The 24,721-nt window shown below is 37.0% G+C and carries 19 protein-coding genes and 4 tRNA genes; 8 read left to right on the top strand and 15 right to left on the bottom strand.

What is annotated here, in order from left to right:
- The first annotated feature begins 145 nt into the window (after positions 1-145).
- Both AACV00_RS10190 and AACV00_RS10185 read left to right on the top strand, forming a co-directional pair.
- Positions 146-784: a CatB-related O-acetyltransferase gene (locus AACV00_RS10190; RefSeq protein WP_063108403.1), complete on the top strand. Its 639-nt coding sequence runs from the start codon at positions 146-148 to the stop codon at positions 782-784.
- Positions 785-937: 153 nt separating this feature from the next.
- On the top strand, positions 938-1,255 hold the full coding sequence (locus AACV00_RS10185; protein WP_064505728.1) for a hypothetical protein: 318 nt from the start codon (positions 938-940) through the stop codon (positions 1,253-1,255).
- A 229-nt stretch (positions 1,256-1,484) separates the two neighbouring features.
- Here the strand turns inward: AACV00_RS10185 and AACV00_RS10180 are convergent, their stop codons facing one another.
- From AACV00_RS10180 to ttrS, 7 genes are all read right to left on the bottom strand, one after another.
- Positions 1,485-1,907: an acyl-CoA thioesterase gene (locus AACV00_RS10180; RefSeq protein WP_004243592.1), complete on the bottom strand. Its 423-nt coding sequence runs from the start codon at positions 1,905-1,907 to the stop codon at positions 1,485-1,487.
- A gap of 100 nt (positions 1,908-2,007) precedes the next feature.
- Positions 2,008-2,787 (bottom strand): PhzF family phenazine biosynthesis protein, encoded by a 780-nt coding sequence (locus tag AACV00_RS10175; RefSeq protein WP_036895248.1) that lies wholly within the window; start codon positions 2,785-2,787, stop codon positions 2,008-2,010.
- 806 nt (positions 2,788-3,593) lie between these two features.
- Positions 3,594-5,129: a peptide MFS transporter gene (locus AACV00_RS10170; protein WP_004250754.1), complete on the bottom strand. Its 1,536-nt coding sequence runs from the start codon at positions 5,127-5,129 to the stop codon at positions 3,594-3,596.
- A gap of 420 nt (positions 5,130-5,549) precedes the next feature.
- Entirely contained in the window at positions 5,550-6,758 is a 1,209-nt protein-coding gene (gene mdtG, locus AACV00_RS10165; protein ID WP_004243586.1) for a multidrug efflux MFS transporter MdtG, read from the bottom strand.
- Between the two features lie 284 nt (positions 6,759-7,042).
- Positions 7,043-7,984 (bottom strand): Kdo(2)-lipid IV(A) acyltransferase, encoded by a 942-nt coding sequence (locus AACV00_RS10160; RefSeq protein WP_004243585.1) that lies wholly within the window; start codon positions 7,982-7,984, stop codon positions 7,043-7,045.
- A gap of 74 nt (positions 7,985-8,058) precedes the next feature.
- Positions 8,059-8,661 carry a tetrathionate respiration response regulator TtrR gene (ttrR, locus tag AACV00_RS10155; RefSeq protein ID WP_012368070.1) on the bottom strand — a complete coding sequence of 201 codons (603 nt, stop codon included), beginning with the start codon at positions 8,659-8,661 and terminating at the stop codon, positions 8,059-8,061.
- Positions 8,662-8,671: 10 nt separating this feature from the next.
- The gene (gene ttrS / locus AACV00_RS10150) at positions 8,672-10,435 is read right to left on the bottom strand and encodes a tetrathionate respiration histidine kinase TtrS (protein ID WP_017628017.1); all 1,764 of its coding nucleotides are present in this window, start codon (positions 10,433-10,435) and stop codon (positions 8,672-8,674) included.
- 163 nt (positions 10,436-10,598) lie between these two features.
- Between ttrS and ttrB the strand changes: the two genes are divergently transcribed.
- From ttrB to ttrA, 3 genes are read left to right on the top strand one after another with little or no spacing between them, the layout of a single operon-like run.
- Positions 10,599-11,339 (top strand): tetrathionate reductase subunit TtrB, encoded by a 741-nt coding sequence (ttrB, locus tag AACV00_RS10145; protein WP_004243581.1) that lies wholly within the window; start codon positions 10,599-10,601, stop codon positions 11,337-11,339.
- Complete coding sequence (gene ttrC / locus AACV00_RS10140) at positions 11,336-12,364, top strand: tetrathionate reductase subunit TtrC (RefSeq protein ID WP_004243580.1); 1,029 nt, start codon at positions 11,336-11,338, stop codon at positions 12,362-12,364. Before ttrB ends, ttrC begins: the two co-directional genes overlap by 4 nt.
- Complete coding sequence (ttrA, locus tag AACV00_RS10135) at positions 12,357-15,437, top strand: tetrathionate reductase subunit TtrA (protein ID WP_110706594.1); 3,081 nt, start codon at positions 12,357-12,359, stop codon at positions 15,435-15,437. Before ttrC ends, ttrA begins: the two co-directional genes overlap by 8 nt.
- A 339-nt stretch (positions 15,438-15,776) precedes the next feature.
- Here the strand turns inward: ttrA and AACV00_RS10130 are convergent, their stop codons facing one another.
- The 8 genes from AACV00_RS10130 to AACV00_RS10095 all read right to left on the bottom strand — a co-directional run bounded on the left by AACV00_RS10130 (position 15,777) and on the right by AACV00_RS10095 (position 20,192).
- Complete coding sequence (locus tag AACV00_RS10130) at positions 15,777-16,379, bottom strand: response regulator transcription factor (protein ID WP_004243578.1); 603 nt, start codon at positions 16,377-16,379, stop codon at positions 15,777-15,779.
- A gap of 314 nt (positions 16,380-16,693) precedes the next feature.
- Complete coding sequence (bssS, locus tag AACV00_RS10125) at positions 16,694-16,948, bottom strand: biofilm formation regulator BssS (RefSeq protein WP_004248355.1); 255 nt, start codon at positions 16,946-16,948, stop codon at positions 16,694-16,696.
- A 212-nt stretch (positions 16,949-17,160) separates the two neighbouring features.
- The gene (pyrC, locus tag AACV00_RS10120; protein WP_104459758.1) at positions 17,161-18,213 is read right to left on the bottom strand and encodes a dihydroorotase; all 1,053 of its coding nucleotides are present in this window, start codon (positions 18,211-18,213) and stop codon (positions 17,161-17,163) included.
- 186 nt (positions 18,214-18,399) lie between these two features.
- Positions 18,400-18,475: transfer RNA gene (locus AACV00_RS10115), tRNA-Asn, on the bottom strand.
- 248 nt (positions 18,476-18,723) lie between these two features.
- Positions 18,724-18,799 (bottom strand) — tRNA-Asn (locus AACV00_RS10110).
- Between the two features lie 335 nt (positions 18,800-19,134).
- Positions 19,135-19,210: transfer RNA gene (locus tag AACV00_RS10105), tRNA-Asn, on the bottom strand.
- A 234-nt stretch (positions 19,211-19,444) separates the two neighbouring features.
- Positions 19,445-19,520 (bottom strand) — tRNA-Asn (locus AACV00_RS10100).
- A 165-nt stretch (positions 19,521-19,685) separates the two neighbouring features.
- The gene (locus AACV00_RS10095; RefSeq protein ID WP_004243574.1) at positions 19,686-20,192 is read right to left on the bottom strand and encodes a YlaC family protein; all 507 of its coding nucleotides are present in this window, start codon (positions 20,190-20,192) and stop codon (positions 19,686-19,688) included.
- Between the two features lie 455 nt (positions 20,193-20,647).
- Here AACV00_RS10095 and cspE point away from each other — a divergent pair, with 455 nt between their 5' ends.
- The 3 genes from cspE to AACV00_RS10080 all read left to right on the top strand — a co-directional run bounded on the left by cspE (position 20,648) and on the right by AACV00_RS10080 (position 22,227).
- Positions 20,648-20,860 (top strand): transcription antiterminator/RNA stability regulator CspE, encoded by a 213-nt coding sequence (gene cspE, locus AACV00_RS10090; RefSeq protein WP_004243573.1) that lies wholly within the window; start codon positions 20,648-20,650, stop codon positions 20,858-20,860.
- A gap of 108 nt (positions 20,861-20,968) precedes the next feature.
- Positions 20,969-21,163, top strand: a complete 195-nt coding sequence (dsrB, locus tag AACV00_RS10085; RefSeq protein WP_004243572.1) for a protein DsrB — start codon at positions 20,969-20,971, stop codon at positions 21,161-21,163.
- 365 nt (positions 21,164-21,528) lie between these two features.
- A complete protein-coding gene (locus AACV00_RS10080; RefSeq protein WP_004248352.1) occupies positions 21,529-22,227 on the top strand; it encodes an MgtC family protein in 699 nt (232 codons plus the stop codon).
- The last annotated feature ends 2,494 nt before the right edge of the window (positions 22,228-24,721 follow it).

Here is a 24,721-nt window from a genome sequence, read left to right as displayed (position 1 = left end):
AAGGAGTGTAAGGAATGGATAAGGTTCAAAATCCGTTATTGTTACAACCACGGATTGCTTAGTCATGATGTGTTTTGGAATGCGGACACATCATCAAAGAATACAGCATTCTTTGATGGCTCATTAATTTATAGCGAGTCATAGTATGAACACGAAACATTGGTCACGTGTCGAATATTTACACGAAACAGTAAAAAATAAGAATATTATTATTAAAGGTCAACATAGCTATTACAGTGATTGTTGGGATAATGGCTTTGAAGCATCTGTAGTGCGTTACCTTTATGGCGATGAAATTAGCCTTCAGTGGGAACCCTTATGGGAAATCGATAAATTATATATCGGTGACTATGTTTGTATTGGTGCTGAAGCGGTTATTTTGATGGGGGGCAATCATACTCATCGTATGGATTGGTTTTCTCTTTATCCATTTTTAGACAATATTAAAGAAGCCTATATTGGTAAAGGTGATACTTATATTCACGATGGTGTATGGATAGGTATGCGGGCAATGATTATGCCTGGCGTTACTATTGGTGAAGGGGCTATTATCGCAGCAAATAGTGTAGTGACAAAAGATGTTGCTCCTTATAGTATCGTTGGTGGAATACCGGCTAAGCATGTTAAATACCGCTTTGAACCAAAAGTGATAGAGCAACTTTTATCTTTAAATATTTATAGTTGGTCAGAGAAAAAGTTTGCCGCATTAAAACCTTATTTATGCCAAGCTTCAATTGATAAGCTGTTAACTGCTCATACGCAATATAACCAAGATATGAAATAGAACTAAAGCCTTTAATAATATTGTTATTAAAGGCTTTTTGTTGATTATCATTGTGTTATCTAATTACATATAAACGGCCTTTATATCGACAGATATTGATGGTTTTTTTACATAGCAAAAATTAATTATTATTGATATTTTTATGAGGAAGCGATGATCTACCTGCATTCTGGTGGCGGTGACTCCGCTAAACAACAAAGAGTTAATCAAGCCGCAACAGATAAAGCGCAACAAATTGCCCAAGACCAGCAATCTTTACTCTATACCATCTCCTCAGCGAGTGATTTTCCGACGACGGTTGAAAATATCGGTGCTATTTTATTAATTGAGCCAAGTATTGAATTAGCTCTAGAGGTGTGTCGCCGTTATCAATCATCAACAGAGATAGTGATGGCTGAAAGTGCAATCACGGGGGCAAAGTTGACTGTATGCCAAATTGAATTTGAAGTGATAAAAATTTGTGTTATTTAACGGCTAAAGTTGTTGCAACGTCTTTCCTGTTATCCACATTAACTGTGGATAACTCTTGCTTTACATGTGAGTAATCAATTTACCCATTGATTTTATTTGATATTTTCATGTGATTGAAAAGTATCCACAAAGATTTATCTGATCAAATAAAATCGGACGATATTAATTAACCCACAGCATAATAAAATCTGTCGTTTTTAATTTGAAGAATAAAACGACAGATTAGCGGTTATAAAAGCGATGGTTTATCGAATAAAGGGGTTGGCTTACCATGCTCATCAACGGCAACAAAATTAAATTGGCCGTGGATCACTTCTTCTCGTCCTTCGGCATACATATCTTCGAGAAAAATAGAAACATTTACCGTTAGACTGGTACGCCCGACACGTATTACCTCACCAACTAATTCAATAATGGTGCCAGAGGGAATAGGGTGATTAAAATTAATTTTCTCTGTAGAAACTGTCACTAAACGTTTACGGCAAAAGCGCGTAGCGGTAATAAAAGAGACTTCATCCATCCATGCTAATGCCGTTCCGCCAAAGAGTGTGGAGTGATGATTGGTCGTGGTTGGAAAAATAACTTTAGAGACGCGGGTGATTGAGTGTTTAATTTTATCTTGCAACTCTAGAGATAAATCCGTTGTGGACATAATAAAACCTTATCTTTCTATACAGTAGGGATGATCCTAAAGTATAAAATAGAGAAAAATGAAAGCAAAGGAGAGGAATAGATGATATTCCTCTTTAATTTTAAAAGGTTATTTCACCGGTTAAAAATAGTACAGCATCACCAGTAAGCAATAAGCGCTCTTGTTTGAGTTCACACTGTATATTGCCTCCCCTCGCGGAAACTTGTCTGGCATTTAATTTATCTTTGTTTAATTTTTTTGCCCAAATTGGAGCTAATACACAATGTGAAGTGCCAGTTACTGGATCTTCATTAACTCCTTTACGTGGTGCAAAAAAGCGTGAAATAAAATCAAAAGGCGCATGACCTTTCGCCGTCAATATTACACCGGGAAGTGGTAGTTGTGTTATAGCATTAAAGTCAGGTTGATAATCAATAACCTTGTTAGGATCAGCCACAAAGCAGGTATATCTGTCGTGAGATTGCCAAACTTCTTCAATATCTATGTTTAGTGCCGTTTCTAATGATGGTTTTATAGTTGGATTTAATGATGCAGGTACTTGAGGAAAATCGAGAGTAAAACTTGAAGAGTGACAAGATACCGTGAGCTCTCCAGACAAAGAATGGAATTTAAAGCTTGTCGCAGGTGCTTTGTTAATCGTTTTTAATACAAAAGCCGTGGCTAAAGTCGCATGTCCACATAGGGGAACTTCTACTTTAGGCGTAAACCAGCGAATATGATTGGCAACTAAAAAAGCCGTTTCAGGTAAACCAATCTCATTAGCTAATTTAAGTAGTGTGTCATCGGGTAGCCATTTATCTAACAAAATAACCGCAGCCGGATTTCCGGAAAAAGGTGTTGAAGTAAAAGCGTTAACATAATAAATGGGAAGCGTGTTCATAAAGTACCTTAATCGGAAAGAGGGAGAAGAAACAATTTAGCAGAGCAAAAGAGTGATAAAAAGTGGCTGGAAGTAAAAATAAGAAGTAGGAGGTAGCAAACTCTTAGTAAACGTTAGTTCAACTCGATGAGAAAAGTTTTATCTGTACAGGGTTAATTTAATTTTCATGAAGAGCTAAGATTATTAACGAATTTTTTTAATTTTATTTTTATATATATAATTGTTAATTTTGTTGCTAGCTTTATATTTCGGAATGAATGCCATGAACCAAATAAATATACAAATAAAACGATTAATAAGCTAATTGATATTTTACTTTGCAGTGTAAGAGTTATACTTTTACTAAAAACAAAGAAAAGAGAGAAAACTATTGTAAAGAAAGTGGTTTGTAAATTACACTTTATATTAAATTTTATATTCCTACATAAAACACTTTTTTCTATATTTCTCAATATGTTTTTTTCTTTTGTGTTTAGCATATGGCTTGTCCTATCTTATTGAATAGTCTTTAAAAGTTAAAATTTTTAATTTATTTAATTAAAAGACTCCATTTTAAGCAGAACGAAAATTTTATATTGAAGCATTATCTCGTAAATTTCGCTTCTATGATATCATTTTTTATTGTCACTTTCAGGATATAGTCTGTGAGACCTCTTTTCTTTATTTCTAATATCTGTGGTGTATCTCTATATAGAACTTTGCATTTATATTTTATTTTTATAAAAAAACTCCCCAAATTAGAGTAGAAGTGTCTAATTTGAGGAGCGTAGTTGAGTTATAGGGTAAAAAATGTTACCTAAAACTCATTATGCTTGCGCATTCTCTTTATCATCTGCACTTTGTAACAGTTTACGCACAGGAATAATTAATGCTGCAAGAACAACGGCACAAATAACCAATGCTATAGAGACGTGAGAGAAGAAATCAGGCATAACATCAAGTTTATCAGGACGAATATTTCCACCCATTAAACCTGCGGCTAAGTTACCTAATGCACTCGCACAGAACCATAAGCCCATAACCTGTCCACGCATTCTTGCTGGCGCTAAAATGGTCATCGTCGCAAGTCCTATAGGGCTTAAACATAATTCACCTAGGGTCAGCAATAAAATACTGGAAATTAACCATAATGGTGAAACACCGCTACCTGTTGCAAGCACGCTTTCAGAGGCGTACATCATGACGGTAAAGCCACCTGCAGCGAATAAAATACCAATCACAAATTTGCTCATGCTACTTAAATTCATATTGTTGCGTGCTAGCATTGGCCATAACCAGCTAAATACAGGGGCAAGAATAATAATAAATAGCGCATTGACTGACTGGAACCAAACCGCAGGGATCTCAAAGCCCATAAAATTTAGATCAGTATAGTCGTTAGCAAATAAGTTAAATGAGGTTGGTTTTTGTTCGAATGCAGACCAAAACAGTGCCGCTGAAACTAATAATAGGAAGCAAACAAACAGGCGAGAGCGGTCACTACTACTTAATCCTGCAAATAGGAATAAATAGATAAAGTAGGCGATAACACTGCCGGAGATCACATAAACCATAAAATTGGCAACAATAACCGGATTAAATGGAATAGTGCCTGAAATAATTAAACCAACAATGGCAATTAATATCACAGCAAGTGCTAATACCCATTGTCCGACATTACGACGCACAACAGTAGGGCGATCCCAACTTGAATCTAAGCCAACTTCTTTATCAAAGCGACGCATTGTCGGTACGGCATAAAAGCGGAAGATCAGTAGTGCAACTAGCATACCAATACCACCAATACCAAAGCCCCAATGCCAGCCATAATCACGGACTAAGAAGCCGGTGATCAGTGGTGCGATAAATGAGCCCATATTGATCCCCATATAAAACAAGGAGAAACCACCATCGCGGCGTGTATCATCTTTTTTATACAGGGTTCCCACCATAACAGTGACACAGGTTTTAAATAGGCCTGTACCTAATACGATAAGCAATAAGCCGATAAAAAATAGGTTCTGAGACCAAAACGCTGAAAGTGCGATAGAAAGGTGCCCTAATGCAATAAAGATAGAGCCATACCAAACCGCAAGACGTTGTCCCAACCAATTATCAGCCAGCCAACCTCCTGGCAATGATGTTAAATAAACACCACCAGCAAAAATTCCCACAATAGCAGATGCCTGCTCTCGAGGAATATCCATACCACCTTCATAAACGGTTGCAGCCATAAATAGGATTAATAATGGGCGAATACCGTAGAAAGAAAATCTCTCCCACATTTCTGTGAAGAACAGAGAGCTTAAAGGGTATGGATGGCCAAAAAAGGTTCGGCTTGATTTTGAGTGAGTAGATTGCATCTTAAATTCCCAAAAAAAACCTTTGCAGGTCGTTTGCAAGTAAAAAGAACAAAATATCAGTAGGAGGCAATACAGAATTATTTCATTCTGTTATCAATTGCCACTACATTTAATTAATATATTTTTAACACACTTTTAGTGAACTTCAGTGACTAAAAGCATATTTAATACTTTATAAACCATTTTTTAGTGCAAAAGTCGATAAAAATCTCATTTTGCAATAGTTAACCTTGCAATTTTTTGAAAAAAAAGGACAAGAAAAAGTAAAGAGGTGTAAACATGGTGTGTAAATATTTTTCTTATTAAACAATAAATTATGAAAAATAAAATAAAAAAATTAACAATTAGACCTTTAAGAGAGAAAGTGTAATTTTTTATTGAAAAAAAACTATTAACTAAATCTATTGGTGGATTTTTTGACTATTTTCTTTGCGGGGTACGAAAGCTTATCCATGAGTAAATAAGATTAAAAAATACCACCGCAGCGGTGAAATAAAAAACAGCTCTAAATCCATAATTGGCCGCAACAAACGCGCCCATTAACGGTCCAGTAACATTTCCTACATCTCGTAAGGCTTGATTATAGCTGAAAATTCGACCAGCAATTGCAGGCGTAATATTGTATAAAATAAGCGTTTGTACCGCAGGTAACATGGCAGCGTTTACTGCACCCAATAAAAAACGTAATGCGCCTAGTTCCCAATAATTACTGACGAGTGCCATCGGAATAAGCATAAAAATAGATAAACCCAATGTGAAAATAAGCACCTTATCAGGGCCTATGCGATCACCTAATTTACCAAAACGAGGGGCACTAATTAAAGCGGCAATACCGGGAACAGATGCAATCACACCACTAATAAAGGCAAGATTACTGATAGAGCCGGCTAGATCACGGATATAAAGTGTTAAAATAGGCGTAACAGAGCCTGTTGCCACTTGGATAATCATGGTGGTGAAAAACAGGCAAATGACTAATCTTTTATTTTTGAGTGATGAAAAAACTTGCTGGGTGGATAATGCATCTTTTTTAGAAACAGGGGTAAAATTTTCGCTAACAAAAAATAGGGTCACTATAAAACAGATAAATAAAACCGCGGCTGTAATAAAGAAAACCGGACGTAAACCGTAGAGATCGGCAAGTATTCCACCAATTAATGGCCCAATTAATGCGCCACTTACCGCACCCGTAGAAAGAGTTCCTAATGCCCAACCACTTTTTTTAACGGGCACTTGTGTGGCGATAAGAGCATTAGCATTAGGCACAAAACCCCCTAATACCCCTAATAAAGCGCGTAAAATTAACAGTTGCCAAATATTTTGAGCAAAACCAATGAGTACCATGACGATCGCCATACCTAAGGCAGAACGTAATAGCATTAATTTGCGTCCTTTTCTATCTGACAATTTTCCCCAAAAAGGTGCCGCTATGGCAGAAAAGAGAAAAGTAATACTAAAAGCAACACCAGTCCATAGGTTTAAGGACTCATGATCTTTTATGCCAAGCTCTTCTACATACAATGGTAGAAAAGGCATAATCAAGCTAAAGCCGGCACCCGTTAAAAAACAACCAAACCAGACAATGTAGAGATTTCGTTTCCAAGAATTGTTGCGGGGCTTTAGGTTCATGTCACTCCTTTATCTAAGAATGTAAACGAAGCACATAAAGTGAGAATAATGGTGTTTGCGTTGCCTTTTTTATCTCAATGTTGGTTATCTATTCTTAAATAAGAATATCGCCATAATACAAAATAACAACGATAGGTAGTGCTTTATAATGTGTTTATTTGCAGGAAATAATAGTAGTGAGTATGGCTAATTTTATTATTTTAGTCTTGTATTTTAATCTTGGTTAAGAGAGTCAATCTGTTTGTCAGTGACTGTTTTTTTATTAAAACAGTCACTGATGGGGACTAGTGTACTTTCTTTATCTCATTATATAAAGAAGCTTCTCCAGGTGGGCGGGTTTTAAAACGACGGTGTAACCACATATATTGATCAGGAGCACGTAAAATTTCTTGTTCGACCACTTTATTCATTGCGATAGCGGTGTTTTCTTCACTATCGATGGGAAAATCAGCTACGGCAGGTGAAATAATCAGTTCATAACCTTTTGCTTCAGGTAAGCGCTTTGGTGTAAACGGGATCAGAGCCGGATGACTGGTTTTGACTAGAATATAGGTTCCTGTTGTTGTCGCTGCTTTATCTACGGCAAAAAGTGGGGCAAAGACACTCTTTCGTGGGCCGTAATCGTGGTCAGGGGCATACCAGAGGATCTCTCCAGCTTTTAAATTGCGGATCATACCTTTGACATCTTTTCTATCTAACATAAATTTGTTAGAACGCAAACGACCCCAAGTTTGTAACCAGTCCATAACTGGATTGTCATTAGGGCGATACACACCAATACCGGGGTTTAGCATGCCAAATATACGTGCACCTAACTCTAGAGTTAAAAAGTGTATACCAACGACAATAATACCTTGGCCAGTTTCTTGTACTTTTTGAATATTTTCTCTACCACTGATTTTAAACCAACGTTTCACACGCCAATCAGGCCAAAACCAAGCCATTCCTGTTTCAAATAGCCCCATACCTACGGATTCGAAGTTTTTATTCACTAACGCTTCACGTTCATTTTTAGGCATGTCAGGAAAACATAGCTCAAGATTACGTTCTGCTATTTGTACACGTTTTTTTAAAAAGACTTTAGATAAACGACCTAGCCGTGTACCCAACCAGTAGATAACGGGATAAGGGAGCAGAACGAGAAGATAGAGTAATCCTATCCCCAACCATGTCAGCCAATATTTGGGCTGTAAAAATGATGTTTTAAATGGAGGTGACTTTATCATAAGCCTATCTATTTACTATTTTTCCAATGAATATTCTATATTGTGACACTTTTTACCGCAGATCAGAAATTTTGTCATAAATTTGGCGCTACAATATCAATTCCTTGTAATGCGGTAACTAATTCTGCGATATTTTTAACGGCCATTTTATCCATCACTTTTGCTCGATGTACCTCAACTGTTCTGATAGAAACACAGGCAGTTTCAGCAATTTCTCGATTCATTAGGCCTTGAATAACATAATATGCAATATCTTTTTCTCTTGGTGTCAGTGAGGCATAACGGCGACGGATATCATCAGCCGTAAAGCGTGTTGCAGTTTCAGTAAAGGCGGATTTCAGTGCAGAGAGTAATGCATTGCTATCAATGGGTTTTTGTAAAAAATCAATGGCACCTTTTTTTATTTCTTCAACCGCCATCGGAATATCACCATGACCCGTTAAGAAAATCACTGCTAGCGTACTGTGTTTTTCAATTAAATATTGATGTACTTGTCTACCATCTGCTTTAGGCATTCTCATGTCTAACAGCACAACCCCTTGCTGATAAAGGTCAATATTATGGAGAAAATATTCGCTGTCATTCCAAACCTGCGCCGCATAACCTAAGCTTTCTAATAGAAATTGGCAAGCATCGGTGACGGCGAGATCGTCATCAACCAGATGAATTGTTGGCATTTTTCTTCCTCTAATTATTGTTATTGGGGAAAATAAGGGTGATTTTTAATCCAACATTATTTTGCTTATCTTTTTGATTTTCTATGTGAATATCAGCACCTTGTGAATTTAATAAGCGTTGGCAAATCACCAAACCTAAACCAAGACCTTCTGTTTTGGTGGTTTGAAAAGGGGAGAAAGGTTGTTCAAGCTGGCTATGGCTCATTCCTCCCGCATCATCTTTGATCACAATTAACAACCTATCAGGCGCTTTATGGGTGCTTATCTGTAGCACTTTAGTACCCGCCTGTAGGCTATTGGTGATCAAATTAGATAATATTTGCTCTAATAATGTTTCAGGTAAGTATAGGGTATCATGTTTATCAATCTTAGTGATCAGAGTCACTTGTGGATATTTTTCATCAATACGTAATAACCGCCAAATATGTTCAATACATTGGGCAATATTTTGTTCTGACAGTGGCACTGTATCACTATTTGCTGATTGCTTACCTACCCATAAACGTAGATTGCGAATAATATCTGCGCCACGTTGGGCTTGCTGGTCTATCTGTCGTAACGCGGGGAGTAATGGATGATTTTTGTTCTCTTTTTCTAGACGGATCGCACTACCTTGGGCATAACTTTTGATCGCAGAAAGAGGTTGATTAAGCTCATGAGCAAAGCCTGACGCCATTTCACCTAAAATATTTAAACGCTGAGCTTGTTCTAATGCCTCTTTTTGCTCTCTTAAATGGATATGCGCTTGTTCTAATTGATGGCTACGTCTTCTGACCAAATAACTAATCCAGATTTGGTTGAAAACCAGTAAGATAATGGCACCCAATGATAATCCAATAATAAAACGGTGCTGGATAGCCCAAATTTTCGCATCTTGCCAAAGTTGTCGCTGCCTTGGGTGTTGGTTGACTTCTCGGAGTAAATTTTCCACTTGAGAATGAGAAGCGGGAGCCCCCCATTTCATGGCGTCGCTTTCATCATTGAGTAATGTTCGTGTCACTTTATCCACTAATGTGTCAGGAACAGTATCTAATGCAGCAAATGACCAATTAGGATAGAGCGGAGTACTGGTTAAACAAGAAGTATTGGTAGAATAATTTAATAATGGACGATAATCTTCTTTATTAATAAGACCTTCGTTATCCATATTTTCTAATAAACAAACTGGGATGATCGCTGCATTAATATCGCCATCACGTAATAAGTAAAGTAACGCATCAGCCGGAAAACCACTAAAACGTAATGTAAAATCCTGTTCAGGATCAATTCCTTCTTCACGCAGTGCTTTGTAACCTAACAGATATCCACCAAAGGCATCTGGTGCAATGGCGCCAACACGCTTTCCGACTAATTCATGAATCGATGTGATTGCGCTGTCTTTGCGCACCAAAATAAGGCTACCAATCACATTTCTTGTTGTGTTATCAGGCTCATAACCCGAGCGTAAAGAGAGTAACCAACGTAGCGGGTATGCACTATCAAGCTGGACAAATTGCGCTGGATTCGTCAATAGAAAATCTACTCTCTTGTCTGCCACTGCTTGCTTCATTTCTGACAAGTTAAGTGGTAACAGCAGAAAGCTATCTGTGGGTATTTGTTGATCTAAGGTATCGATAAGCGGTTGCCAATGTCTTTGTGTTGAGGCGTCGCCTCGCAACGCTAACACACCAATAGTCCACTCTTTGGCAACCGCAGAAGAAGAGAGTAGAAAAAAGAGCAGTAATAAGCTCAAACTAGCGATTTTTTTTATCCCAATTGTCTGTTTTATCGTCATAACTATCTAATGTTAAATATTGTTTTGGATCAAGTTCGCACCGAGTATGTGGTAAACCACAATAGGTGGAGGACTCAGTAATTTTTACAATGCCATAAATACTTATTTTCTATTCCCTTCGCTCAATGTGGCAGGTATTTACTGAGTGATACTGGAGACAAATATGGATCTTGGTAAACGAAAATTCTTACAACAATTAGGGGTCCTTACCGCAGGTGCTTCACTGGTTCCTCTCTCTCAAGCTGGCATTAAACTATCCCCAGAGCGCCGTGAAGGCTCAGAGGATAAACGTTATGGCATGCTGATCGATCTGCGTCGTTGTGTTGGGTGTCAATCTTGTACAGTGAGCTGTACGATTGAAAACCAAACGCCACAAGGACAATTTAGGACGACAGTAAACCAATATCAAGTTGCTATCAAGGGGCAAGAGGGAATAACGAACGTCTTACTCCCTAGATTATGTAACCATTGTGACGAGCCTCCGTGTGTACCTGTTTGTCCTGTTCAAGCAACATTTCAACGCAAAGACGGGATCGTCGTGATTGATAATGAACGTTGTGTAGGCTGTGCTTATTGTGTGCAAGCATGTCCTTATGATGCCCGTTTTATCAACCATTCCACTCAGACAGCCGATAAATGTACTTTTTGTGCTCATCGCCTAGAAGTTGGGTTATTACCTGCCTGTGTTGAATCTTGTGTGGGGGGCGCTCGTATTATCGGTGATATGAAAGATCCACACAGCACAATAAGTAAAATGATCCGCGAGCATGAACATGAATTAAAAGTACTTAAACCAGAAAGTGGCACCTTGCCACAAGTTTTTTATCTTGGTTTAGATGATGCATTTGTGCAGCCATTAGTTGGACAAGGGCAACCCGCATTATGGCAGGAGGTTCACTCATGATTTCATCCGTTTCGCAAATTCAAGAAGTGATAGCGATCCCCCAAGAATACTTTTGGTTACCTTGGGCAGTGCAATATTTCTTTTTTATCGGCATTGCGTGTTGCGCAACACTTTATGCATGCTGGCAATGTTGGAAAGGGCGTACAGGTAATCCTCGTTTAGAAGCTGTTGCGGTTTTTATTGCTGTTACGGCGGGGATCACCGCCCCTTTAGCATTAACCGCTGATCTCCATCAAACCGCACGTGTTTGGCATTTTTATGCTTATCCAACTCCTTGGTCGTGGATGGCATGGGGATCACTATTACTGCCACTCTTCTCTGCATTTAGTATTTTGTACTTTATTGCCATGGTCGTGCGTTTAGTGTGGAAACGTGAATATAAGTTAACGCGTTGGGTTGCTTTAGCCTGCGCCTTAACCTCGATAGGTTTATTGCTCTATACCGGCCGTGAAGCTTCTATTTTAAAAGCAAGACCGGTGCTTTATACCTACTGGCTGCCGATATTACTGTTTTTTAGTGCCATGCAAGTATTGCCTACGCTATTAGCATTAGGTACGCGACGAGAGCCTGTGTATCAGCGTGAACTGGCTATGTGGTTTATCGGATCTTTAATGTTACTTGCTGTATGTACAGGTTTTTGGATTGCGGGGGATACTATTTCAGGACAAGCCATTAGGCAACAATTGGCAATAGGAAGTTTAGGCTGGTGGAGTGCGATAGGGGTTATTGCCTTATGGATAGTGTCTGTTGCTATGGGCGGATTAATGGCAAAACAGGCACGCTCAGTGGCATTTATTACCGTAATGGCTTTTATTTCAATGGGATTGGCGTGGGTATTACGTTGGCTAATGTTAATGGGAAGCCAATATATTCCCAAATATAACATTATTACCAATCCTTATCAGTTCCCGCTGGGTAATGATGGATTATTAGCGATTGTTGGAACATTTGGGCTTTGGATAGCGTTAACCATTATATTCAGAGAAAGTATTCGTTGGGTTGTCAGGAGAGTACAGCATGGCTAAGTTTACAAGACGTCAATGGCTTAAAGGTGGATTGGTTATCGGTGGTATTGCCGCATTTGCTGCCAGTTATCGCGATGTTGCTAAGCGTGCTGTCGACGGTCTCGTTGATGGGACATCTGGTAAGGTTACTTTGGATAGGATCAACGGTAACTCTTTATTACCAGAAGGTAAAATCACGGCGAAAGCGAATTGGCAACCTAATACCAATCAAGCTGTTTGTATGACTCAGTGCTTTGGTTGTTGGACTCAGTGCGGTGTGCGTGCGAGAGTCGATCGTAACAATAATCAAGTATTACGTATTGCAGGAAATCCTTATCACCCATTATCTCAGGATATCCATTTTGGTTATAACATGCCAATAAAAGAAGCCTTTGAAAAAATGGGGGGCGAAAGTGGTTTAGCTAACCGCTCTACGGCTTGTGCTCGTGGTGCGACGATGATGGAAAGCCTCGATAGTCCTACTCGTATTCTTGAACCCATGAAACGAGTGGGTAAACGAGGTGAGGGGAAATGGCAGCGAATTAGCTTTGAGCAACTGATCAAAGAAGTGGTTGAGGGGGGCGATTTATTTGGTGAAGGGCATGTTGATGGCTTACGTGCTATCCGCGATTTAGCAACACCCATTGATCCTAAACAGCCAGCTCTAGGACCTAAAGCAAATCAGTTATTAGTTACTAATGCTGGGGATGATGGCCGAGATAGTTTTATTCGTCGCTTTGCACAAAATGCCTTTGGTAGTAAAAATTTTGGGGCTCATGGCTCTTATTGTGGATTAGCGTATCGTGCCGGCTCCGGTGCATTAATGAATGATCTGGATAAAAATGCTCATGTGAAGCCTGATTGGGATCATGTTGAATTTGCACTATTTTTAGGTACTTCACCTGCGCAATCAGGTAATCCATTTAAACGCCAAGGTCGCCAATTAGCGAATGCGCGTATTCGTGGTTCGTTTAACTATGTAGTTGTGGCACCTGCTTTGCCATTAACCACCACGTTAGCGAATGATCATGGTCATTGGGTACCCGTACAACCGGGAACAGATGCTGCTTTAGTGATGGGTATGATCCGCTGGATCATTGAAAACAAACGCTATAATGCTGAGTATTTATCGGTGCCCAGTGAAGTGTCGATGAATAATGTTGGAGAGCGAAGCTGGACTAATGCGACACATTTAGTCATTAGTGATGAAAATCATCCACTGTCAGGGCAGATGTTAACCGCCGCGCATCTTGAGGATATTGCCGATGGCGAAGCGCAAAATATGGTTATAGCCCTTAATGGACAGCTTACAGCAGCGACGCAAGTAGACAGAGCACAGCTTTTTGTTACTCAAAAAGTGACATTAAAAACAGGTATTGAGGTTACAGTAAAATCAAGTTTCCAATTATTAACTGAGGCAGCAAACCGCATGTCATTGGCGGAGTATAGTGAACGTTGTAAAGTACCTGAAAGCACTATTATTGCCTTAGCGCGTGAATTTACTGACTACGGACGAAAAGCTGCGGTTATCTCACATGGTGGCATGATGGGGGGAAATGGTTTCTATACGGCGTGGAGTGTCATCATGCTAAACGCTTTAATTGGAAATCTAAACCTGAAAGGGGGAGTATCTGTCGGTGGGGGTAAATTTAATGGTGCGATAGATGGCCCTCGTTACAACATGGATAGCTTTAAAGGCAAAATTAAGCCTAAAGGAATGGTGCTATCGCGCAGTAAAGCGGCCTATGAACAATCTGATGAATATCGTGAACGGATCGCGAAAGGGGAGTCTCCTTATCCTGCTAAAGCACCGTGGTATCCGTTTGCCGCAGGGCAATTAACAGAGCAACTGGGATCGGCATTAGCGGGTTATCCTTATTCATTAAAAGCATGGATAACCAATATGACGAACCCGCTATACGGTATTGCAGGTATTCGCCAAGTTATGGAAGCGCGTCTTAAAGATCCACAGCATCTACCATTGATTATTGGTATCGATGCTTTTATGAATGAGACCACTGCACTGGCGGACTATATTGTGCCTGATACGCATAACTTTGAAAGTTGGGGATTTAGTGCGCCGTGGTCTGGTGTACAAGTCAAAGCCAGTACGGCACGTTGGCCGATTGTAGAGCCTCGTGTGGCGAAAACAGCCGATGGTCAACCTATATCAATGGAAACTTTCTGCATTGCGGTTGCTAAAGCATTAGACTTACCCGGCTTTGGTGAAAATGCGCTAGAAGATAAAGATGGGCATTTCCACGCAATTAATAGTGCTGAAGATTATTATCTGCGTGTAGCGGCTAATATTGCCTTTATGGGCGAACAGCCTGTAGCACCTGCCAGCCATGAAGATATTTTATTAAGTGGTGTCGATCGTATTCTTCCTGCTATTACTGCCACTTTAAAAGAAGAAGAAGTCCTAAGGGTGGCGAATATTTATACTCGTGGTGGGCGTTTTGCCCCTTATGATAAAGCATGGAATGGTGATGCGACAGGCCCGCAATGGAAGAAACCATTACAGATCTGGAATGAAAATGTAGCGAAGAATCATCATGCTATTACCGGTGAGCGATATAGTGGTTGCCCAACTTATTATCCACCGCGTTTATCTGACGGTAGCGATATACATCAACATTTTCCACAAGAGCAATGGCCATTAAAACTGATGTCCTTTAAATCTCATGTGGTAAGTAGCTCAACGGGCATGATCCAACGTTTAAGAATGGTAAAACCAAGCAATTTAGTCGCGATTAATCCGCTAGATGGTAAAAAATGGGGGATCAAGCATGGTGATAAAGTGCGCATAGTGACCCCTGGTGGAGAGGTTGAGGCTGAAATTAGTTTATTAGAGGGGGTTATGCCTGGAGTGTTAGCGATTGAACATGGTTATGGGCATAAAGAGCTAGGCTCACGTCAACACTATTTAGATGGGCAACCATTAGCTATGGATAAAGCAATAGGTAGTGGTATTAACTTAAACGACTTAGGCTTTGCTGATCCAACACGAGAAATAACGAATACTTGGTTAGATTGGGTTTCTGGTGCCTCTGTACGTCAAGGATTACCGGCAAAGATTGAGCGTATCGCCTAATAGTATGTAGCAATAGTGTCTTTTTGTTGTTGATGACTCTATTGGTGCTCACTTCACTCTAGGATAGCTGTAAGAGTGAAGTGAGTCATTCTATGACATATTGTGCTTATTAATATGTTTAGTGTCATATTGAATATGAAGAAGATTTTTTATGTTATAAAACATTGCTCTTAGGTGATTAAATATTTTTAATTTTTGATATATTCACCCATATTTATAATCCTATTATAGAGTTCAATGTTAAGTAATAGGAATTTGTTATTCCTCCAATTAATTAAACTATTAGCTTCATAATTTCATTCCATAAAATATATCAATCATTAAACGATAAGTTTGTATTTATTTCTCATAGATATATTTTAATATATTATATATAAAGAAGAGTTCAATTCTATTTTTTACATTTATTTTTTCAGTAATATGTCTTTTATGCGAATAAACGGTGCTATTGCTAATTTTTAATTTTTTGGCAATTTGATAGTTAGGCAACTCTCCCATCCAGTAATTTATGATTTTTTGTTCTTGTATGCTAAATATTGAGCAAAGAGAATGTTTATAAGTGGGGAAAAAAACTTGGCAACGAGAAGTTAATGTTGATGTTCTCTCTAATACCCAAGGTAGTACTCGTTTAGCAAGGATAAAACAGTTATTTGTCAAGGCGATAGGTCTATCTTTGTCTGGATAGTTGGCATCAATATAGAGGTATAAACGACACTCTTGAGTCAGTGAAAAGAAATATTGTAAGTGCTGACAATGTGCCACTTCACGACAATATTTAGTGAGATCAATAAAAATAATATCAGGCATAGAGTTATTAATATAATGATTAGCTTCTTCAATAGAAGACATATCAATAATTTCATGCCTTACATTTTTTTTTAAGAAGAAATGCCGAATACCATTACGAGTAAAGTAACACTCATCAATAATTAATATTTTCACTAATAACTTCCTTGTGATATCTATTTTCAAGTTATTAAAATAAAGATAACATAGTTTTATGTCAATTCGGGTTATATATCATTTTGTGAAAGATATATCGAATAAAAAGAAAATTATAATAACTTAATTAAATATAAATTAATTTATAATAATAACTAATTAAAAAAAACAGTATGAAAAATTAAAATGTTAGGGATAGATAATAGAGATAAACGAAATAAAAATGAAAGGTGATTATAACAATAAAAACGAGACAGGAGTACGAAAGTACTCCTGCTTGGTGTCTTAATGCTTTTCTCGAACTTATCTTTTTATCAATGCTTGGTGTTGTCTGATACAAAATCTTCAGATGATTCAATTTTATCAATACCTGCTTGAAGAATATAAATCAACTGTTTTGCTACATCAGTAGTAAGCCAAAGTGTTTTATCAACCACTGCATTGTCTGGATGGTGTTCGTTTTCAGGAAGATAATGTAAACGTAGCATCATCGCATCATAGATATCTACAGTGCTAATATCCCAGCCTACAACAGGATGTGTTTGAATAACTTCATTTTTTCTACTCATAATACCTCCTAATCATACAACCGGTTTTGACTAAGAGAGAAGCCCCCACTAAGTGGTTACTTTCCAGTATACGAAATTTGGCGCAATAAAAAAGCTAAATTTTGATGAAAAATGGAAAAGTACAACGAGGAATAGCAAAAAATATGCACCATAACTATCCCAGATAAGGGGTTATATGGTGCATAAAGAGAAGATATCAAGTCACTAATTGATTAATCGACACTAATATCCCAATGAATATCTTCATTTGCTAAGAAGGGGATTAATGCTTCATCACCACTCATAATTTTTGCAGGTGCAGTAACGGATTTTTCCGTTAAGGTAATAGTGCCTTCATTAACCGGTAAACCATAAAAACGTGGGCCATTGAGTGAACAGAAGGCTTCAAAGTGAGAAAGGGCATTGAGCTCTTTAAATACGCTAGCATAAGCCGCTAAAGCGGTGGGGGCGTTAAACACGCCAGCGCATCCACAAGATGATTCTTTACGATGTTGTAAATGAGGTGCGGAGTCAGTACCTAAGAAGAAACGCGAATGGCCTGATGCAACGGCTTGTCTTAATGCCTCTTGGTGTATATTACGCTTAAGGATAGGTAAACAGTACAAATGCGGTTTCACACCACCGACAAGCATATGATTACGGTTAAACATTAAGTGTTGTGGTGTAATAGTTGCACCAAGAAATTCATTTCCCTCTAAGACATACTGTGCCGCTTCTTTGGTGGTGATATGTTCAAAAACAATTTTTAAGGCAGGAAATTGTTTGCGAACGGGAGCCATCACGTTATCAATAAAACGAGCTTCTCTATCAAAAATATCGATATCTGATGCAGTAACTTCCCCATGAATAAGCAATGGCATACCTATTTTTTCCATTACACTAAGAATAGGATAGATTTTATTGATATCGGAAACACCATGGCTAGAATTTGTCGTCGCATTGGCGGGATAAAGTTTACAAGCAGTAAATACGCCTTGTAGAAAACCTTGTTCAACTTCTGATGGCAGAGTGCTATCCGTTAAATAGCAGGTCATTAATGGTTCGAATTTATCGCCACTAGGAATAGCTGCTTTTATGCGATCACGATAACGACGGGCGGCTTCAATGGTGGTGATCGGGGGAACAAGATTTGGCATTACGATAGCTCTGCCAAAATAACGACTGGTATAAGGAACAACGGTTTTTAGCATGTCATCATCACGAAAGTGAACATGCCAATCATCAGGACGGCGAATAGTGAGGGTGATAGGTTGTGCAGTGGTCATATACCGGCTCCGTGTGTCTTAGGAAAATCGAAAGATCAACGATTGGATTGGACTGGATAGTCAAGCCGGAAATGAATAGTAATACGAAAACGATTAAATAGCTACCTTTTTAATGCTATTTTTTATTGTGTGTGAGGGAAAACAGAGAATAAAATCAAATAGTTACGAGGGTAATGCTAATAGAAATGGCTCCTCCAACTGGACTCGAACCAGTGACATACGGATTAACAGTCCGCCGTTCTACCGACTGAACTATGGAGGAACATCATTAAGTGGCGTGTATCATATAGTGGTAAAATTGAGATGTCAAAGGTCAATCGTAGATATTTGTTTAAATGGATAGATAAACAGCAAGTTGCATCAATTATCAGCGAATAATGAACAAGATAATGAAAAAGATGCTGGGATTTATAGGATGAAACAGAGAAAAATTTATTTTTCAGCATGCTAAGTGTGGGATGCTATTGGCTAAAAAGCAAAAAGCCCGCATAAAGCGGGCTTCTCTAAATTTGGCTCCTCCAACTGGACTCGAACCAGTGACATACGGATTAACAGTCCGCCGTTCTACCGACTGAACTATGGAGGAATTGTGTTCCCTTGAGAACGAGGTGAATAATAGCGAGAGAGAGGGCAGTTGTAAAGTAAAAAAAATAAAATAATAGCTTAAGTGGTTAAAAAATAACTGATTTATGTGTTTTATCTAAAATTATACCTATTTGGGCACAGTATATATACTGTGTTGATATTCTTACCGCCCTAAAAAGCCACATTCTGCCATATCATAAGTAAGAAAAGAGTCACTTAAAGATCATTTTGCAGCAGTGTCTTAAAATTAGACAATGAATAAAAGTGATAAATAAGAAAAGAAATAATGGGCATTAAAAAAGTAAAAAGCCCGCATAAAGCGGGCTTTTCTAAATTTGGCTCCTCCAACTGGACTCGAACCAGTGACATACGGATTAACAGTCCGCCGTTCTACCGACTGAACTATGGAGGAAGCGTGTTCTCGTGAGAACGAGGCGAATAATAGCTATCCTCTTTTCCCTTGTAAAGCAAAAAAACAAAAAAAATGTTTGTTTGCTCAAGAGTGCACCGTTTTGTTGTTTTTTTGATAAAAAAGTATAAAAAATAAATAGTTATATATAGATATCGCTGATGAGCATGAAAGGCTAGTAGGGACTAGTTTATTTAGAAAAGCAAAAAGCCCGCATAAAGCGGGCTCTTTTAAATTTGGCTCCTCCAACTGGACTCGAACCAGTGACATACGGATTAACAGTCCGCCGTTCTACCGACTGAACTATGGAGGAATTGTGTTCTCTTGAGAACGAGGCGCATAATAGCGATGATATATCAGGGTGTCAACGTTAAAAAATAGATTAATTAACTGTTTGATTGGTTTATGGACAATGTGGCTAAAAAATGGTTAAGGTTCTCCGTGTTGTGTGCAATAACACGGAGAATTTCTCATAGTATTAGACTTGGGGTGATAATTTTTCTGACGAAATCGGTTTGGTGATGGGATCGAATGCGATTAAATACACGTCATAAAAGTGTATCTCTTGTTTTGTGCGTATAATGTCATTGATGTCTTCTTTTATTTGCGCTGGGATAGCCGGGTGCTGGCGTATCTCATTAATCGCTTCATCAGATAATTTTTCAAAAGTATACCATTCGCCGTTATAGCAAACTCTAAGGTCAAGAACGCCGATATCATCAAACTTATAAATAGGTTTGATATCAAATAGCAGTATTCCTGCCATCACAATAAACATCAAAGTGAAAAGAGTCAGCGAAATGACCCCAAAGTAAGGAGAGTAAATAAGCAAAGCGGCCAGTAATAAATATGACAACACCATACTGACGCAAAGCCAAATATGATTTTTTAAAAATTGGCTATTAAAGTGTGGTTTGCCATCACGCTTTTCTGCGGCATTAATACGTGCTAAATCACGCTCTAAAATGTCTTTTAATACATTCATTGTAAATACCTTAAAAGATGAATGTTGCAAATTTGTTTCTTAAGAATAGATTATCATGGAGACAGGATCAGCAGATAGAACAGTTTTTTTAAATTCGACGCTTAACTGTTATTGTTAGTCTCTTAAGACTATTCCTACTTGCTGTTAATAATTGCTATAAAATATCAAATAAATTTTATACACAGTGACAAAAATAGAGGCGAATTTGTATTTTTTATGTGCAATTTGCATTTTTTTAATCTTTCAATGCATAAAACTATTGCTATTAACCCTGTCTCATGCGTTAATGAGTAAGGCCTAAATACAGACCTGATTTATGATTGACATTCTAAGTTAATGAGTTTTAAACAGCATCGCTTTTTGACCGTTTTCTTCATGTGTGCCCATAAGTTATAGGTAGTTCAGGCCAGTAGATGCCGAGAAGGCAACGTTTTATTGATATATAGGAAAGTCACATGTCTGACAAAATGAAAGGTCAAGTTAAGTGGTTCAACGAGTCTAAAGGCTTTGGTTTTATTACTCCAGCAGACGGAAGCAAAGACGTATTCGTTCACTTTTCTGCCATTCAAGGTAACGGTTTCAAAACTCTGGCTGAAGGTCAGAACGTAGAATTCACAATTGAAAACGGTGCAAAAGGTCCAGCAGCTGCTAACGTAACAGCTCTGTAATAAAAGCCTTTTAAAAATTTTCTTCAAGCCTGTCACCTTCTGGTGGCAGGCTTTTTCTTTATGGGTAAAATAAAAAGAAGATAATGAGAATTTTTATCAGGAGTAAAAATGAACGTTAATGATCATGTTGTAGTAAAAACGGACGGCTGTGAAGATCGTCAAGGAACCATTTTACTGATTGAAGAATTTAATGAAGGCATTATGTACTTGGTTTCACTGCCTGAATATCCGAATGGTATTTGGTTTTTTAATGAAAAAGAAGGTGGTGAAGGCACTTTTGTTCGACCAGTACAACAAAAATGATTGGTTTAGGAAGCGTTCATTTACATTGTGCAATGGTCTATTTATACTACCAGCCAAATTTTGACGAAGAGAAAACAGATGGATACGCAAAGTAGTAAATTAATACAAAAAATAAATTGGTAAGCCTTTTTCTCCGCTAAAACTGCTTACCTACCGGTGGGCAGTGCACTTCTTGAACCTCGTTTTACATAGAATCGCACTAACCTTGAGATGCTCTTATTACTAAGAGGTGATTTTATGTGCTATGTTTTTTTCTCCTTATTTCCTCCTCCTAGAGTGCTGTAGTCAAAGATCCGTTGTTGTATTACTTCATTAGCCGTATAACGGCGTGTTTTTTTTAGCCATTGTTTATGGAGGAAATTAAAATGGCTATGACTCCTTATATCTTAAATTTGGTTGTTGCAATGTGTCTTGGTGCTTTGATTGGTGCCGAAAGACAATGGCGTCAAAGAATGGCAGGACTTCGCACCAATGCTTTAGTGGCGACCGGTGCTGCGGTATTTATCTTAAGCTCCATTGAAACTTCACCCGATAGCCCAGGACGGATTGCTGCACAAGTGGTTTCTGGTATTGGTTTTTTAGGCGCAGGGGTGATTATGCGCGAAGGAATGAATATTCGAGGTCTTAATACCGCGGCGACACTTTGGTGCTCTGCGGGCATTGGTGTGTTATGTGGACTTGGACTCTATCCACTTGCTACCGTAGCGACATTGCTTATTCTTTGTGCCAATATTCTATTACGGGAAGCGGCTCAACGAATAAATGCCCAACCGCAATATCAAGCGACAGATATTGAACAACGCTATTCTATTCGTATTGTTTGTGATACCCACGATGAAGTTTTGGTAAGAACACTTATTTTGCAAGCCATAAACGGTTTACACGTGAGATTGCAATCATTAAGTAGCGCAGATACACCAATGCCTAGTCAATTAGAAGTTTGTGCTGAAGTGTTGGCTACCCCAGCTGAGCAAAAAGAGATAGAAGCCATTGTTTGCAGGATAAGTTTAGAAAAAAGTGTCAGTGCAATTAATTGGAAAATTGCTTCTGAGCATCCTGCTTAATACTTTATGGATATAAAATATAATACTTTGTGAGTATAAATAGAGGTTATCCCCACAGCAATAGAGCTTGTTAATGTGTTTTATAAGAATAGTGGGGATAATATCAACAAAAGTAGAATATAAAACAATAACTGAAAACGAGGGAATTTAGCTTATTTTAAACGCTATTTAATACAGTTTAGCATTATAAATAATAGAAAATTAACTAAGTATTAATACTGGTGGTTAAAGATAACCTATTTCATATGTGTAATTATTCATTGTGAAACTATGTTTATGGCTGAATAAGATCGATAACATGTATCATCAATCTTTGTTTAGATGAAAGAATAAAGTTATCTATAATAAAAAACCATTTATCAATGAAAACTTATTTTAAATCAAAAAACGCATTTTAAAATTATGTTAAGGCGGGTAGGCTTTCCTACTAAAAACCCATTTGATGAGTCTATTAATTGTCCTAGCACACAAAATCGTTACTAAAGGGCTTAAGACAAGATGCATTTACTTACATGCCTCTATTGAAAACTTTGGTGTCGTACATATCACTCGATGATATTCTCAAACAATTTCAATATATTCGATGAATTATTTATCATTATTCTTTATTTGACGATCGTTAACCTACTGCTTTTTGAGAAATATTTTTGATAAAAGTGCACTTAAAGCAAGTCAGGGGAGGAGAAAAGTTGTGTAGATGACACCGCAGGGGGCTACAGTAAAGCTGATGAATAGGGGGAAGTGTTGATTGTTGATACATATCATTAGGATATAAATTCTTTTTTGTAAACAAGCTGTAGGGGAAATGCTACCAATAAGTAGTCTTATTATACTGGTTGAAAAAACATACTAATCTATTTATTGTATAAAATATCTATTTCAATATTACATTATTTATATCTTTATCAAGAAGATGAGTCTGACTTATAGAAGAAAAAAATCATCGAATAACGAAATAAATGCACCATTGTAATTTCTATTGGAAATAATTAGAGGCTTATTTTTCGTATTATATCATGATACAAAAATGATTAAAAAGATTAAGTAAAAGTACGGGGAAAAGAAAATACTAAAGGTTAGCGAGAATCAAAAAGAACATGGTCGATAAAAGGCTAATCGACTTCTAAACTATTGCTCATGTTATTGGGCGTTGTTACGTAAATAATTATAGTTGATGGTGACAGAAAGATGGCTAACAATATTTTTATCTTATTTGTTACATAAAAATGAGATCGTTGAGTAATGAGTTGCGTAACTGAGGTTATTTGTTTTTATGATAAAAAATAGTGATAAATAACTATTTTGAATAAATTTGTTATATCAATCTGCTTATTGTGTGTTGTCTGTCAAAAAGTTATTTCCCACTAATTCTACTCTTTATTTGAGTAATGTTGATGATAATCAATATCACAATAAATAAAAATGATAAAAATAAGTTTGCTTTTTTGTTTAAAAAAGCAGTCTTTTTATCAATACCTTTCTTAGAAGAACCCATCTTCTCTTTTGTTAAGCATTGATATTAGCTGATTAGCGCTAAGAAATGGCTAAGGCTACTCTTCTCAAACCATCGGAAAACATGCTTAAAAAAAAGACAAATAAAAATAAAAAACGTATTATTTTTGGTCGTAAATTAAGCTATCTTATCTGTCATATATAAAAAAAGTAACATTTGCTATTTTACAGTTTATTAATGATGATGATTGAGTATGCGATAAGCGGTTATTTTGATCAAAAATAGTTGTTAATATTGACATTGGATAAATGATTTATACAAATGTTAATATTTAGGTGGTGAGCGTTAAAGCAGGATAGGGATTGATCAAATTGCAAATGAGTAAGTTGGAATTTCCATTCTAAATTTTCTATGTCTCAATCATTTTGAAAGAAGAGATCGGTAAAACTTTTTTGCTGAAAATGAAATAGTTATTTCATTTGTAGTCTATTTTTATCAGAATAACGGATAAGAAATAAAAAAATCACACTGATTATTTATAATAAATTAATTATTTATTATTTTAATAAAATCAATCTGTTTTTTTTACTTATTGATACTATGTTATTTAAATAATAGCCTGTTTTTTTTATTTATATGTGTTTTTATTTTTTTATATAAATGTAATGGCTGAAATATAAAAAATAAATTATTTTTGTTTATATTAAGTATAAGTCAAATATTATATATTTTTTTTATCGAATTTAATTGGGTAAATAAAGTTATTATTGCTACTTTATATTTTTAAATGAGGTTTTTTCTCCTATGGATTTATATTTATTTTTCTAAAAAAAGTTGGTAAGTGATTTGATTGTTACGTAAAAACCATAAATAAATCTTACCTGTATTGTCATGTTTTTTTATATTGATTAATCTTTGTTCGGTAAAACACGCATAAAGAGTTATATAGCTTTATTATTTTGCACTTTTAGTTATTGATTAGTAATTTTTAATTATTTATTAATAAAACTTTTATGTGATAGAAATAAATATTCAATAATT

The sequence above is a fragment of the Proteus sp. G3927 genome (assembly GCF_963894685.1).
GTDB classification, from domain to species: Bacteria; Pseudomonadota; Gammaproteobacteria; order Enterobacterales; family Enterobacteriaceae; genus Proteus; species Proteus mirabilis.
This window is presented reverse-complemented; position numbering and strand designations above follow the sequence as displayed.